General features: G+C 73.3%; 13 protein-coding genes. 6 read left to right on the top strand and 7 right to left on the bottom strand.

Annotated elements, in window-relative coordinates; translation table 11 throughout:
- Nucleotides 1-122 precede the first annotated feature (122 nt).
- Nucleotides 123-1,064: an aldo/keto reductase gene (locus tag AB0D59_RS50760; protein WP_362579926.1), complete on the bottom strand. Its 942-nt coding sequence runs from the start codon at nucleotides 1,062-1,064 to the stop codon at nucleotides 123-125.
- Between the two features lie 145 nt (nucleotides 1,065-1,209).
- On the opposite strand from AB0D59_RS50760, the gene AB0D59_RS50755 reads away from it, so the two are divergent.
- Nucleotides 1,210-1,806 (top strand): TetR/AcrR family transcriptional regulator, encoded by a 597-nt coding sequence (locus tag AB0D59_RS50755; protein ID WP_362579923.1) that lies wholly within the window; start codon nucleotides 1,210-1,212, stop codon nucleotides 1,804-1,806.
- A gap of 12 nt (nucleotides 1,807-1,818) precedes the next feature.
- Here AB0D59_RS50755 and AB0D59_RS50750 read toward each other — a convergent pair whose 3' ends face one another.
- Together AB0D59_RS50750 and AB0D59_RS50745 are read right to left on the bottom strand one after the other, a co-directional pair.
- Nucleotides 1,819-3,528 (bottom strand): hypothetical protein, encoded by a 1,710-nt coding sequence (locus AB0D59_RS50750; RefSeq protein WP_362579920.1) that lies wholly within the window; start codon nucleotides 3,526-3,528, stop codon nucleotides 1,819-1,821.
- Nucleotides 3,529-3,664: 136 nt separating this feature from the next.
- Nucleotides 3,665-4,741 carry a substrate-binding domain-containing protein gene (locus tag AB0D59_RS50745; RefSeq protein WP_362579917.1) on the bottom strand — a complete coding sequence of 359 codons (1,077 nt, stop codon included), beginning with the start codon at nucleotides 4,739-4,741 and terminating at the stop codon, nucleotides 3,665-3,667.
- Between the two features lie 110 nt (nucleotides 4,742-4,851).
- Here AB0D59_RS50745 and AB0D59_RS50740 point away from each other — a divergent pair, with 110 nt between their 5' ends.
- Nucleotides 4,852-5,328 (top strand): MarR family transcriptional regulator, encoded by a 477-nt coding sequence (locus AB0D59_RS50740; RefSeq protein WP_362579915.1) that lies wholly within the window; start codon nucleotides 4,852-4,854, stop codon nucleotides 5,326-5,328.
- A 376-nt stretch (nucleotides 5,329-5,704) separates the two neighbouring features.
- Here AB0D59_RS50740 and AB0D59_RS50735 read toward each other — a convergent pair whose 3' ends face one another.
- On the bottom strand, nucleotides 5,705-7,048 hold the full coding sequence (locus AB0D59_RS50735) for a hypothetical protein (RefSeq protein ID WP_362579912.1): 1,344 nt from the start codon (nucleotides 7,046-7,048) through the stop codon (nucleotides 5,705-5,707).
- 113 nt (nucleotides 7,049-7,161) lie between these two features.
- On the opposite strand from AB0D59_RS50735, the gene AB0D59_RS50730 reads away from it, so the two are divergent.
- A complete protein-coding gene (locus AB0D59_RS50730; RefSeq protein ID WP_362579909.1) occupies nucleotides 7,162-8,400 on the top strand; it encodes a molybdopterin-dependent oxidoreductase in 1,239 nt (412 codons plus the stop codon).
- Complete coding sequence (locus tag AB0D59_RS50725; RefSeq protein ID WP_362579906.1) at nucleotides 8,400-8,891, top strand: hypothetical protein; 492 nt, start codon at nucleotides 8,400-8,402, stop codon at nucleotides 8,889-8,891. Before AB0D59_RS50730 ends, AB0D59_RS50725 begins: the two co-directional genes overlap by 1 nt.
- Here the strand turns inward: AB0D59_RS50725 and AB0D59_RS50720 are convergent.
- The 3 genes from AB0D59_RS50720 to AB0D59_RS50710 all read right to left on the bottom strand — a co-directional run bounded on the left by AB0D59_RS50720 (nucleotide 8,780) and on the right by AB0D59_RS50710 (nucleotide 10,896).
- Entirely contained in the window at nucleotides 8,780-9,490 is a 711-nt protein-coding gene (locus AB0D59_RS50720; protein WP_362579903.1) for a class I SAM-dependent methyltransferase, read from the bottom strand. The two genes, AB0D59_RS50725 and AB0D59_RS50720, sit on opposite strands and share 112 nt — an antisense overlap.
- A complete protein-coding gene (locus tag AB0D59_RS50715) occupies nucleotides 9,487-10,113 on the bottom strand; it encodes a DUF2064 domain-containing protein (RefSeq protein WP_362579900.1) in 627 nt (208 codons plus the stop codon). The genes AB0D59_RS50720 and AB0D59_RS50715 overlap by 4 nt, the downstream gene beginning before the upstream one ends.
- Nucleotides 10,114-10,182: 69 nt before the next feature.
- Complete coding sequence (locus AB0D59_RS50710) at nucleotides 10,183-10,896, bottom strand: glycosyltransferase family 2 protein (protein ID WP_362579897.1); 714 nt, start codon at nucleotides 10,894-10,896, stop codon at nucleotides 10,183-10,185.
- Between the two features lie 232 nt (nucleotides 10,897-11,128).
- Here AB0D59_RS50710 and AB0D59_RS50705 point away from each other — a divergent pair, with 232 nt between their 5' ends.
- Together AB0D59_RS50705 and AB0D59_RS50700 are read left to right on the top strand one after the other, a co-directional pair.
- Nucleotides 11,129-11,869: a response regulator transcription factor gene (locus AB0D59_RS50705; protein ID WP_362579894.1), complete on the top strand. Its 741-nt coding sequence runs from the start codon at nucleotides 11,129-11,131 to the stop codon at nucleotides 11,867-11,869.
- Between the two features lies 1 nt (nucleotide 11,870).
- Nucleotides 11,871-12,983 (top strand): HAMP domain-containing sensor histidine kinase, encoded by a 1,113-nt coding sequence (locus AB0D59_RS50700; RefSeq protein WP_362579891.1) that lies wholly within the window; start codon nucleotides 11,871-11,873, stop codon nucleotides 12,981-12,983.
- The last annotated feature ends 126 nt before the right edge of the window (nucleotides 12,984-13,109 follow it).

Here is a 13,109-nt window from a genome sequence, read left to right as displayed (position 1 = left end):
GCCCCCCGGCCCCGCCCGCGGCGCGGGGCCCCGGCCCGCCCCGGCGGGGCGCCGCGGCCGCCCGCGCCGCGACCGCCCCTGACCGGCGTGCGGGCGCCGGTCAGGGGCGGTCGCGGCGGTGCTCAGTAGCGGCCGCCCACCGTCTGCGCGGCCAGCCCGTCCAGCGTGGCGACCTCCTCGGCGGTCAGCTCGATGCCCGCGGCGGCCACGTTCTGCTCCAGCCACTTCACGCGCTTGGTCCCCGGGATCGGCACCACGGGCACACCGAGCCGCGCGCCGCGCGCGTGCGCCCAGGCCAGCGCCAGCTGCGCCGGGGCGACGTCCCGCGCCTGAGCCAGCGCGCGGACGGCGTCCGCGATCGCGTTGTTGGCCACCGTCTGGAAGCGCGGCAGCCGCCGGCGGGCGTCCCCCGCCGGCAGGGCGGTGACGTCGACCGTGCCGGTCAAAAAGCCCCGGCCGAGCGGCGAGTACGCCACCAGCGCCACGCCCAGCTCGCGCAGGGCGTCCCCGACGGTGGTCTCCAGGTCACGGGACCAGATCGAGTACTCGCTCTGCACGGCCGCGATGGGGTGGACGGCACTGGCGCGCCGCAGCAGTTCGCCGTTCACCTCGGAGAGGCCGATGTGCCTGATCTTGCCTTCCTTCACCAGCTCCGCCATGGCGCCGACGGACTCCTCGATCTCGGCGGTCCCCGGCGGCCGGTGCAGGTAGTAGAGGTCGATGTGGTCGACGCCCAGCCGCAGCAGGGAGGCGTCACAGGCGCGCTTGATGTAGCCCGCCTCGCCGCGCAGTACCCAGGTGTCGCTGCCCGTGCGGTCGATGCCGGTCTTCGTGGCGAGCTGGACCTGGTCGCGCCGACCGGCGATGGCCCGGCCCACCAGCACCTCGTTGTGCCCGAAGGCGTAGGCGTCGGCGGTGTCGATGAGGGTGACGCCCAGGTCGAGGGCCCGGTGGACGGTGGCGATCGCGTCGTCCCAGCTGGTCGGGCCGTACCCCTCGCTCATGCCCATGCAGCCGAGCCCCTGGGCGGAGGTGGTGAGGCCACCGAGAGAAACCGTGTCCACGGCATGTCTCCGTTCGATGTCGGCGGTGCGTACGATGACAGCTACCGGAGGATCCTCCGGTAGTAGGGGACGCTAGCGGAGGATCCTCCGGTAAGCAAGCGGGAAGAATGCCGGGTACGGTGACCGGCCTGGAGGGGAGTACCGCATGAACGGACAAGGACCCGCACGGCCCGTGCGCGCCCACGCCCGCCGCAACCGGGAGAAGCTCGTGGCGGCGGCCCTGGAGGAGTTCACGCGCACCGGCAAGGACGCGCCGCTCGACAGCATCGCCAGGGCGGCCGGCGTCGGCATCGGCACCCTCTACCGGCACTTCCCGACCCGGGAGTCCCTCGTCCTGGCCGCATACGAGCACGAGGTGGACCAGCTGTGCGCCGTGGGGGACGAGCTCCTCGCGGCGCTGCCGCCGGACCGGGCGCTGCGCGAGTTCATGGGCCGGCTGGCGAGCCTGCTGGTGACGAAGCAGCACATGTCCGAGGCGCTGCGCAGCGCCGGACCCGACGGCGGGGAGTCGTACGCGAAGGTCTACGACACGATCGGCACCCTGTTCACGGCGGGCGTCGCCGCCGGGACGCTCCGGTCCGACATGGAGACCGGTGACGTGGTGCGGGCCATGGGCGGCCTGCTGCGCCTGGACGTGGCCGGGGACTGGAAGGGGCAGGCCGAGCGCCAGATCCGGCTCCTCATGGACGGCCTGCACACAGGCGCTCCGGCCCGCGCCGAGGGGCACGAGCCGGAGCGGTAGAGCCGGGAACGGTCAGTCCGCGGACCGTACCGTCGGCATCGCGAGCGCGACCGGCCCGCTCTTGCAGGAGTCGTGGCAGTCCTTCTCCAGGCTGCAGCACAGCGAGCAGATCGCCCCCGAGTGGAACGGGCAGCTCGCCACGTCCGGCCGCTCGAACTCGGTCGTGCACACCGTGCAGGTCAGCACGGCCGCCGACGGCAGCCCGTCCGCGCCCAGCAGCGGCTCCGCCAGGTCGTCGACGCGGGCGATGTAGTACTTCCCCTTGGTCAGCACCGCGAACAGCGGCGAGAGCGCCATCGCCAGGAACAGCGCGATGAACGGCGAGTACGCCTTGCCGTACTCCCCGAAGGCGTGGAAGTAGGCGGCGATCGAGACCGCCGACGCGATCAGCATCGAGCCGAAGCCGACCGGGTTGAAGTTGTACAGATGGGCGCGCTTGAACTCGATGTACGACGGGCTCAGCTTCAGCGGCTTGTTGATGACCAGGTCGGCGACGACCGCGCCGATCCAGGCGATCGCCACGTTGGAGTAGAAGCCGAGGACCGTGTTGAGGAAGCCGAAGACGCCGCCCTCCATCAGGGCCAGCGCGATACCGACGTTGAGGAAGATGTAGACGACGCGCCCGGGGTGACGGTGGGTCAGCCGGGAGAAGAAGTTCGACCAGGACAGCGAACCGGAGTACGCGTTCGTCGAGTTGATCTTTATCTGGGAGAGGATCACGAAGAACGTGGCCAGGCCGAGCGCGATGGGCGCGGCGAAGGTCTTGAAGCCGGACACGTACTGCTGGATCGGCTCGTTGGCCTTCGCCAGGCCCACGCTGCCGGCGATGTAGAAGGCGAGGAAGGCACCGCCGATCTGCTTGGCCGCGCCGAGCACCACCCAGCCCGGACCGGCGGAGAGCACGGCCGCCCACCACTTCCTGCCGTTCTCCGGCGTCTTGTCCGGCATGAACCGCAGATAGTCCACCTGCTCACCGATCTGCGCGATCAGCGACAGCGCGACGCCCGCACCCGCGCCGACCCCGAGCATGCTGATGCCGGACCCCGTCGGCGAGTTGCCCGCGAAGTGCGTGAACTCCGAGAACTTGCCCGGCTCCTGGATCGCGATCGACACGAACGGCGCGACCATCAGCACCAGCCACACCGGCTGCGTCCACACCTGCATCTTCGACAGCGCGGTCATGCCGTAGATGACCAGCGGCAGGATGATGACCGAGCAGATCAGATAGCCGACGGCGAGCGGGATGTGCAGGCCCAGCTCCAGGGCCTGCGCCATGATCGAGCCTTCGAGGGCGAAGAAGATGAAGGTGAAGCTGGCGTAGATGACCGAGGTGAGCGTCGAGCCGAGGTAGCCGAAGCCCGCGCCCCGGGTCAACAGGTCCATGTCGATGGAGTACTTGGCCGAGTAGTACGAGATCGGGATGCCGGTGAGGAAGATGACCACGGCCGCGGTCAGGATCGCCACCAGCGCGCTGGAGAACCCGTTGGAGATGGCGATCGAGCCGCCGATCGCGAAGTCCGCGAGATAGGCGATACCGCCGAGCGCCGTGGTGGCCACCACGTACGGGGTCCAGCGGCGGAAGGACTTCGGCGCGTAGCGCAGCGAGTAGTCCTCCAGCGTGTCGTTCTTCGCCCAGTCGTTGTACGTCCGTTTCCCGTTCGTCCCGTCCGTCCCGCCGTCCGCCACGGCCGGCGGCGCCTCTTTCCCGACGATCTCCGTCACGACTCTGCCCTCTCTCGTCCCCGGTCGTTTGCACGGAAGAGTCGCGGCGCGCTGTTTCCCGAACGTTTCACCTGCTTTAAAAGACAAAGCTTGATACTTCCCGTGGGAAGTATTGGGTGCGGTTGGGGAGTCGGGCTCAGAGTTGGGCGACGATGTGGAAGTCGAAGGCGTCCGCCCGCGCCAGATACAGCCGTTGCGTGAGATGGTTGCCGTCCAGCCGAACGACACCGCGCGGGCCCTCGTACGACACCGAGTCCCGCACCGCGCACATCGTCGGCACGTCCAGCGACCGGGCCCGCTCGGCCAGTGCCGCCAGCAGCCGTACCCCTTCGAAGCACGACTCGCCCGGGCTGCCCACGACGGGTGCGTGGGCACCGAACCGGGCCGCGTGGCGGGCGCTGAAGTCGAGGCTCTCGGCGGTCGCGAGGGTCTCGAAGAAACCGGCCGTCGCCCACAGCCCGTCGGTGGCCTCCGCACCCGTGGCCAGCAGGATGTTCTCGTCCATGTGGGTGCTCAGCCGGAGACACCGCTGGTGCAGCCCGTAGCCGGCGAACGCCCGGTTGAAGCGGGCCGCGTCCGCCCCGACCAGCAGCATCAGCACCGCGTCCGCCTCGCACCGCTCGACCCGGCGCAGCACCGGCCCGAACTCCTCCGTCCCGAGCGGCACGAACACCTCGTCCTGCACCCGGCCCCCGCAGTCCCGCGCATACGCCCGTACCGTACGGGCGGTCACCCGGGGCCAGACGTAGTCGTTGCCCACCGTGCACCAGCGCCGCACCCCGGCCGCCTCCGCCAGCAACCGCATCGCGGGCAGCAATTGGGCGGCGTCGGTCTCACCGGTCAGGAAGACGCCGGGAGTCCGCTCGCCGCCCTCGTACTGGGCGGTGTAGACATACGGCACCCGGCCCGCGATCCGGGGCAGCAGCGCCTGCCGTACCGCCGAAGTGTGCCAGCCCACCACCCCGTCCACGGCGCCCGGCGCGACCAGGGACCCGACCTCGGCCGCCACCCGCCGCGGCGGCGCCCCGCCGTCCACCGTGACCAGCCGGACCTCCCGGCCCAACACACCGCCCGTGGCGTTGACTTCCTCCACGGCGAGACGCGCGGCCGACTCGCACGACGGCCCGAAGACCCCCGCCGGTCCCTGCAACGGCACCACCAGGGCGACGACCAGGGGCGAACCCGAGGGGTCGCTCGGCGGCGCCCTGTGCATCAGGCCACCTCCGTGCGGGCAGGGGGAGCGGATTCCGGTCCCGGGCCCTGGCGCCCTCGCGGAGGCTCGTATTCTGCGCGCACAGTAGACCTACCGGAAGGACACCGGCAATGCCGTCCGTACCCTCCTCGCCGGACCTCGCCCACCTCCTCAGCCATGCCGAGCGGCGCGTCGTGCAACGGCTGGCGGCGGTACTGGCCGAGGAGGACTGCACGGTCGAGGAGTGGCGCGTGCTGTCGATCGTCGGGGACGGCCAGGGGCATCCGATGTCCGAGATCGCCGAGTACGCGCTGATGCCGGCGCCCAGCCTGACCAAGCTCGTCGACCGCATGGTCGCCGGCACCCTGGTGTACCGCCGCCCCGATCCGCACGACCGGCGCCGCGTCCTGCTCCACCTCACCCCGCGCGGCGAGGACCTGCACCGGCGCGCCGCCCGCCGGGTCCGCGCCGACCAGGCCCGGCTGCTCGCCGAGACAGCCGACGGGGGAGCGCTCGCCCGGCTGCTGCCCCGGCTCACGGCGGCGGCCGCCGCCCGGACGGCCGACGTCCGGGCGTCGGGCGTACCGAGCTCGGCCCAGCCCGCCTGACGCCCGCGTGCGGGTTGTCAGTCCTCACGGACGTGTATCGCCGCGGCGGGACACAGCGCCGCGCGTGCCGGGTGACGAGCCAGGGCGTGCTGCCCTCCCACAGCCGCACCCTGGACAGGGATTTCTCCTGTTGCAGGGTGCGCAGCTGTGATGGCGGCCCGACGGGACAGCCGCTGGACCGGGCCATCGGGAAGTCGGGTGCTTCGGCTCGGGGTTCGGGCAGCGTCTCGGTCATGCGTGCCTCGGGTATGCGAAAGCCGTTTTGCGGGAGCAATTTAGATGCCTTGGGCAACCTGGCCGGGGCGGCCGGGCGGTGAAAGGCGATGTCCGGACGACGCCGTTCAGCGGGAGACCGGCGCAATCACCGGCGGAGGGGTCACCACCCGGTGAACAGCAGATGGTTCAGCAGCAGCGCGAGCAGCGCCTGTGCCGTCAGCCAGGCGCGCGGCCGGGGCAGGAACGCGCAGGCCGGGAGCAGCCACATCGCGAACGGCAGCCAGATGCGCTCCGTCTCCGCCTTGCTCATCCCGGACACGTCGGCGACCAGCAGCGCGAGCAGCGCGACCGCCACCAGGAAGGCGAGGCGGGCCGGTGCGGAGCCCGCCGTACGGCGGTGCACGAGCGTGGCACCCGCCCGCCGCAGCCCCGCCACCGCCGCCAAGCCGATGATGATCACCGTGCAGGCCAGGTTGGCCCACACCCAGTAGCCGTACGGGCGGGTGCCGCCGACGCCCTGGTAGTAGCGGGTGACCAGCAGCCGGTACCCCTCCCACCAGTCGAACCCGGCGAGCGTGAACACGACCGGGACGACCGCCGCCCCCGCCACCAGCAGGGCGAGGACCACCGGCCGCGCCCGGACCCGGCGCCGGCCGAGCACCAGCACCGCCGCCCCGATCAGCACGAAGAGCGTCAGGCCGTACGACAGATAGCAGGTCAGGCCGTACAGCAGTCCCGCACCCGCCGCCCACCCCACGGACCGTCCGGTCACCGCCAGCGCCAGCAGGGCCACCGCCCAGGCGGCGACCGCCGCGAAGTACCCGTCGGCCGACGCGCCCACCCACACCGCGGCCGGGGCCATGACCAGGAAGGGCGCGGCCCGCCGGGCGAGCCGCTCGTCGGCCAGCGCTCGCACCGCGACCAGCACCGCGACACAGGCCGTCGACCCGACGGTGACGCACCAGGCGCCCGCCCAGCCGCCGCCGCGCAGCCCGACCCGGTCCAGGAGGACGAAGGTGAGGGTGGCCGCCGGCGGATGCCCGGCGATATGGGCGGGCCAGGGGGACGGGGTGCCGCTCACGATGTGGTGGGTGAAGTCGCGCAGGGTCGCCGGGATGTCGTGGAAGCGGCCGATGACCGTGAGGTACTCGTTCGGGCTGGTGAGCCGGCCGGCCACGCCCCGCTGCCAGCCGTCGACCAGCGCCAGCGACCAGGTCCAGGCCAGACAGGCGCCCCAGGCCGCGGCGAGCAGTCCGCGCCAGGGCAGCCGCACCGCCAGGGCCGGCCCGTACGCCACCACGGCGACCGCGACCAGGACCGCGGCCGGGGTGCCCGGGCCCACGTGCGGGTCCCAGTCGGCGAACAGCGGCGGCCAGTGCACGAACAGGACGCGGTAGGTGTCCTGGAGGTGCCGGCCGACCAGGACGGCGACGAGCACCAGCAGGGCGGCGGCGAGGACGGCGTACAGATCGGCGGGGCGATCACGGTGGGGAGCGCGGGTCACACCGGAACGCTAGGTCGGCGACCGGGCGAAGGAGTGGATCAGGCGGCTGACGTCAGACTTTCGTCATGGGTCGCGCACCCGTTCCGGGGGTTTCCCCGGCCTACGGTCGGACCATGCGACACGACGAGCCACGGCTCCCCACCTCACCCGGCTTCTGGCGCAGCCCGCTGCGCGGCACCTGGTTCACCTCGGTGCTCGGCCTCGTGCTGCTCGTCGGCATCACCGTGCTGTTCGTGACCGGACTGGTGTCGTACGCCGCCTACAACCCGAACCTCGCCCCGGTGAACGACCAGACCCCGGACAAGGGCATCCTCGGCTTCTACCTGTTCTCGTGGCCGACGAACCCGTCCTGGCTCTACCGGCTCACCCAGGGACTGCACGTCACCCTCGGCATCACCCTGATCCCGGTACTGCTCGCCAAGCTGTGGTCGGTGGTGCCGAAGCTGTTCACGCTGCCCCCGGCCCGCTCGCTCGCCCACGCGCTGGAGCGGATCTCGCTGCTGTTGCTGGTCGGCGGCGGCCTCTTCGAGTTCACCACCGGCGTCCTCAACGTCCAGCTCGACTACGTCTTCCCCGGCTCCTTCTACCCCCTGCACTTCTACGGCGCCTGGGTGTTCTTCGCCGCCTTCGTGGCGCACGCGGCGCTGAAGACGCCGGTGGCGCTCCGGGCGGTACGGCAACGGCGGCGGGACGAGGGCGAGCTGGCGGCCGCCCGGCCGGACGCGCCGACCGTGTCCCGGCGCGGCGCGCTGTGGTTCGTCGGGGGTGCGTCCCTGCTGCTGCTCGTCACCACGGCCGGACAGAGCATCGGGGGCGCGCTGCGGCGCACCGCCCTGCTCGCCCCGCACGGCGGAGCCGACCCCGGCAGCGGGCCGAACGGCTTCCAGATCAACAAGACGGCCGCGTACGCCGGGATCGACGCGAAGGAGACCGGCGGCGAGGCCTGGCGGCTGGTCGTCACCGGACGCGACGGCCGGACGGTCCGCCTCAGCCGCGCCGAACTCCTCCGGCTGCCCCAGCACAGCGCCGCGTTGCCCATCGCCTGCGTCGAGGGGTGGTCGACCGCCGACCAGTGGTGGCGCGGGGTGCGGCTGCGCGACCTCGCGGCACTCGTCGGCCATGACGGCGCCCCGCCGGACGTACTCGTCGAGTCGATGCAGCTGCACGGTGCCTTCCGCCGCGCGGCCCTGCGCGCCAACCAGGTCGCCGACCCGCGCTCCCTGCTCGCCCTCCAGGTGAACGGCGAGGACCTGTCCCCCGACCACGGCTACCCGGCGCGCGTGATCGTGCCCGCCGCGCCCGGTGTGCTCAACACCAAGTGGGTGGCCCGGATGACCTTCGGAGACCTGTGATGCGTTCCCCCCTGCCCGCCGGCGCCCTGCTGCGGCGGCTGCGCCTCCCGCTCGGCAGCCCCCTCCAGATCCTGCTGCTGGCCTGCTCGTTCGCGCTCGCCGCCTATGCCGGCGTACGGCTGCTGTCCGCCGACTGGCTCGGGGTGGCGCTGTGGGTGGTGGGGGCGGCCCTGCTGCACGACCTCGTCCTGCTGCCGCTGTACTCGCTGGCCGACCGGGCGGCGGTCCGCGGGCTGGGTGCCGCCGGGCGCCGGGTGTGGGCGATGTACGTGCGTGTCCCGGCCGCGCTCTCCGCGCTGCTCCTGCTGGTGTGGTTCCCGCTGATCAGCGGGATGGTGGCGGGGCACTACCGGACGGCCACCGGCCAGTCCTCGGACGGCTACCTGGCCCGCTGGCTGCTGATCACCGCCGTGCTCTTCGGCGGTTCGGCGCTGCTGCTGGCGCGCCGGCTGCGCAGGGCGACGAAGCGGCGCCCGCCGGCCGCCCACTGACCGGCCCGCTCCCAGCCCCACGCGTACCCCAGCAGGGCCGCGGTGCCGAGACGCGCCCAGAGGAAGGGCGCGCCGACCGCCTCATGGGCGTCGGTGAGGTGGACGAAGGCGCGTTCGTCGACGTCCATCGGGGCGGTCTCGACGAGCAACAGGCCGCCCGGCACGAGGAGTCGGGCCACCCGGTCGAGCAGGTCGCGCGGGTCGCCGCCGATCCCGACGTTGCCGTCCATGAGCAGGACGGTGCCCCAGCGGCCCTCGCCGGGCAGCGGCTCGAAGACCGAGCGGCGCAGCGCCTGGCCGCCGAGGCGCACGGTGTGGTCGACGGCGGCCGCGCTGACGTCGATTCCGAGGACGGTACGGCCCCGGGCGGCGAGTTCGGCGACGAGCCGCCCGGGGCCGCAGCCGACGTCGAGGACGGCGCCCTCGCAGCGGTCCAGGACCTCCCGGTCGACCGGGTCGGCCCGTGCGCACCAGCGCTCGACGTCCAGGGGCAGCAGCCATCCGTCGGTGCGGCGCAGGAACAGCGGGCCCCGGCCGGTGCGCAGGGCGGCGGCATAGGGGTCGGCGCCGGTCCAGGCGAGGGGCGGTGAGGTGGTCATCGGCGGCCCGTCCCGCTGTGCGCCGTGCACCGGGCCAGCCGGGCGGCGAAGCGGCCGTGCGGGGCGAGGGCGGCGACGGCGACGGCGTCCGCGGCGGTGTCCACGTCCCGCAGCCGCGGCAGGTCCTCGACCCGCAACCCGGCGGCGACGAGCCGCCGCCGCTGGACCGCGCCGGTCTCCGCCGTGGACATCGGAACCCCGCGCAGCAGCGCGGGGTCGGGGTCGGCCAGACCCAGCGCCCAGAACCCGCCGTCCTCGGCGGGACCGAAGTACGCGTCGCGGTCCGCGAAGTCCACGGTGAGCAGGGCCGGGGTGACCTGGGGGGTGTCCATGCCGATGAGCAGGGCGGGGCCGGTGCAGTGGGCGAAGGCGTCGGCGAGACGCGCGTCGAGGCCGCCCGCGCACTGCGGTACGACATCGAAGCCGGGCGGCAGCCAGGGGCCGGGGCTTCCGTCGAGTACCAGGACGCGGCGGGTGGCCGGGGTCCTGGCCACGGCGTGCAGGGTGTCGGCGAGGGACGCCTCGGCGAGCGCGGCGGCCTGCTCGGGCGAGAACGGCGGGGTGAGCCGCGTCTTCACCTTGCCGGGCAGGGGTTCTTTCGCGATGACGAGAAGGGTGGTCATGTGGGGGTTCCTTGGCTGGTGGGACGCGGCGGGCGAAGCGCCCCGTCAGGGGCGCGGGGAAGTGCGCGCTCAGCCCCCACCGACCCGCACCCGAGGTCGCTCCTTCAGCACCCGGCTCATGTCCCGCACCGCCTGCCACGTGCCGCGCCAGGTCCCCGTCACCTTGGACGTGCCGGTGCGCGGCAGGTACGCCACATCGCGTTCGGTGATCCGCCACCCCGCGTCCGCCGCCCGCACCACCATCTGCAGCGGATAGCCACTGCGCCGGTCGTCGAGCGACAGCCCGAGCAGCGGTTCGCGCCGCGCCGCCCGCAGCGGACCGAGGTCGTGCAGCCGCAGTCCGGTACGGCGCCGCAGCATCCGCGCCAGCGCCAGGTTCCCGGCCCGGGCATGGGCCGGCCACGCCCCCCGGCCCTGCGGCCGCCGCCGGCCGAGCACCAAGTCCGCCTCGCCGTCGTGGACTTCCCGCACGAACGGCACGAGGAGCCCCGGATCGAGCGAGGCGTCGCAGTCGCAGAAGCAGACGATGTCGGCGGACGCGGCGGTCAGCCCCGCGTGGCACGCCGCGCCGAAGCCGCGCCGCGCCTCGTGGACGACGGTCGCACCGAGCGCCCGGGCGATGTCCGCCGAGCCGTCCGTGGAGCCGTTGTCCACCACGAGGGCCCGCCAGCCCGCCGGGATCCGGCCGAGCACCCAGGGCAGGGCCTCGGCCTCGTTCAGACAGGGGAGGACGACGTCCACGTCCGTCGTCGGGGAGTTTGGTGAGGTGGTCACGGTTGTCACCCTACGAACGTGAACCGGACATACCGGGCGTCGGCTCCTTACGAAACGCGGACGTCGGAACCGACGGCCCACCGGACGTCCGCACCGACGGCCCACCGGACGTCCGCACCGACGGCCCACCCCCGCCGGTTTCTGACGGCCCACCCCTCGGTTTCTTACGAAACACGGACGTCGCCCCCCATGCCCACCCTCGGGCGCGACACCCGCGACGGCCCGGTGCGAGGCTGGACACATGCATCAGCCGTACGAGCTCACCGAGGACCGGGCCGCCCCCGCCGCCGCCCGGGTCCTGGTCGTCGACGACGATCCGACCGTCGCCGAGGTCGTCACCGGATACCTCGACCGCGCCGGTTACCTGGTCGACCACGCCGACGACGGCCCCACCGCCCTGACCCGCGCCACCGCCCACTGGCCGGACCTGGTGGTGCTCGACCTGATGCTGCCCGGCATGGACGGCCTGGAGGTCTGCCGGCGGCTGCGCGGCCGCGCCCCCGTCCCGGTCATCATGCTCACCGCGCGCGGTGACGAGGACGACCGGATCCTGGGCCTGGAGGTCGGCGCCGACGACTACGTCACCAAGCCCTTCAGCCCCCGCGAACTGGTCCTGCGGGTGGAGTCGGTGCTGCGCCGCGCCCGCCCCGCGCCCGCCGCGCACTCCTTGTCCACCGCCGGAGTCACCCTCGATCCGGGCGCCCGCCGCGCCACCAAGAACGGCACCGAACTCACCCTCACCCTGCGCGAGTTCGACCTCCTCGCCTTCTTCCTGCGGCATCCGGGGCGGGCGTTCGCCAGGGAGGACCTGATGCGCGAGGTGTGGGGCTGGGACTTCGGCGACCTGTCCACCGTCACCGTCCATGTCCGCCGGCTGCGCGCCAAGGTCGAGGACGACCCGGCCCGGCCCCGGCTGATCCAGACGGTGTGGGGTGTCGGCTACCGATTCGACCCCGACGCCGACGAGCAGGAGACGGACTGACATGCGCGACACCCTGCTGATCGCCCTGTACGCCCTGGCCGGCGCCACCCTCACCGGGCTCGCCGGAGCGGCCGCGCTGCGCCTGCTCCGGCGCCGCTCGCTCACCCTGTCCATCGCCGTGGTCGCCGCCGTCGGCGTGCTCGCGATGCTCGCCGGCACTCTGGCCGTCGCCTGGGCGATGTTCCTCTCGTCGCACGACCTGTCGGTGGTGACCACGGTGGTCGCGATGGCGGCCGCGGTCTCGCTCGCCAGCGCGCTGATACTGGGCCGCTGGGTCGGCGCCCGCAGCCGTGAACTCGCCCTCGCGGCACGCTCGTTCGGCGAGGAGGGCGACTTCGCCGTGCCCGCGGTCCCGGCCACCGCGGAACTGGCCGAGGTGAGCCGTGAGTTGGCGGCCACCAGCGCCAGGCTCGCCGAATCCCGGGAGCGGGAACGCGCGCTGGAGACCTCGCGACGGGAGCTGGTCGCCTGGATCTCGCACGACCTGCGCACCCCGCTGGCCGGTCTGCGTGCCATGTCGGAGGCGCTGGAGGACGGCGTCGCCACCGACCCGGACCGCTATCTGAAGCAGATCCGTACCGAGGTCGAGCGCCTCAACGACATGGTCGGCGACCTCTTCGAGCTCTCCCGCATCCACGCCGGGACGCTCGCGCTGAGCCCGAGCCGGATGTCGTTGTACGACCTCGTCGGCGACGCCCTCGCGGGCGCCGACCCGCTGGCGCGCGAGCAGGGCGTACGGCTGGTCGGCGACCGGGTGGAGCCGGTGCCCGTCGAGGTGGACGGCAAGGAGATGAGCCGGGTGCTCGGCAACCTGCTGGTGAACGCCATCCGCCGGACGCCGCCCGACGGCACGGTCGCGGTCGCCGCCGAGCGCGGCCCCGAGGGCGTCGTGCTGTCCGTCACGGACGGCTGCGGCGGCATCCCCGAAGAGGACCTGCCGCGTGTCTTCGACACCGGCTGGCGCGGCAGCCACGCCCGGACGCCCCCTGCCGGAGCGGGACTCGGCCTCGCCATCGTGCGCGGGATCGTGGAGGCCCACCAGGGGCGGGCCACCGTGCACAACATTCCCGGCGGCTGCCGCTTCGAGGTGGTGCTGCCCACCGCCGCTTCCTGATCGTGGGCAGCACCACCGGTCCGTCCGGGGCCTGGTGCTGCGACCGGAGAGGTTCACCGGCTCGCGACGCCCGGCACGGCACTCTCCCAGCCTTCGGCCGGGAGGTGCCCCCACGCCGCGTTGTCG

Origin of the sequence: Streptomyces sp. NPDC048417 (genome assembly GCF_040651615.1) — a bacterium.
GTDB lineage: Bacteria > Actinomycetota > Actinomycetes > Streptomycetales > Streptomycetaceae > Streptomyces.
This window is presented reverse-complemented; position numbering and strand designations above follow the sequence as displayed.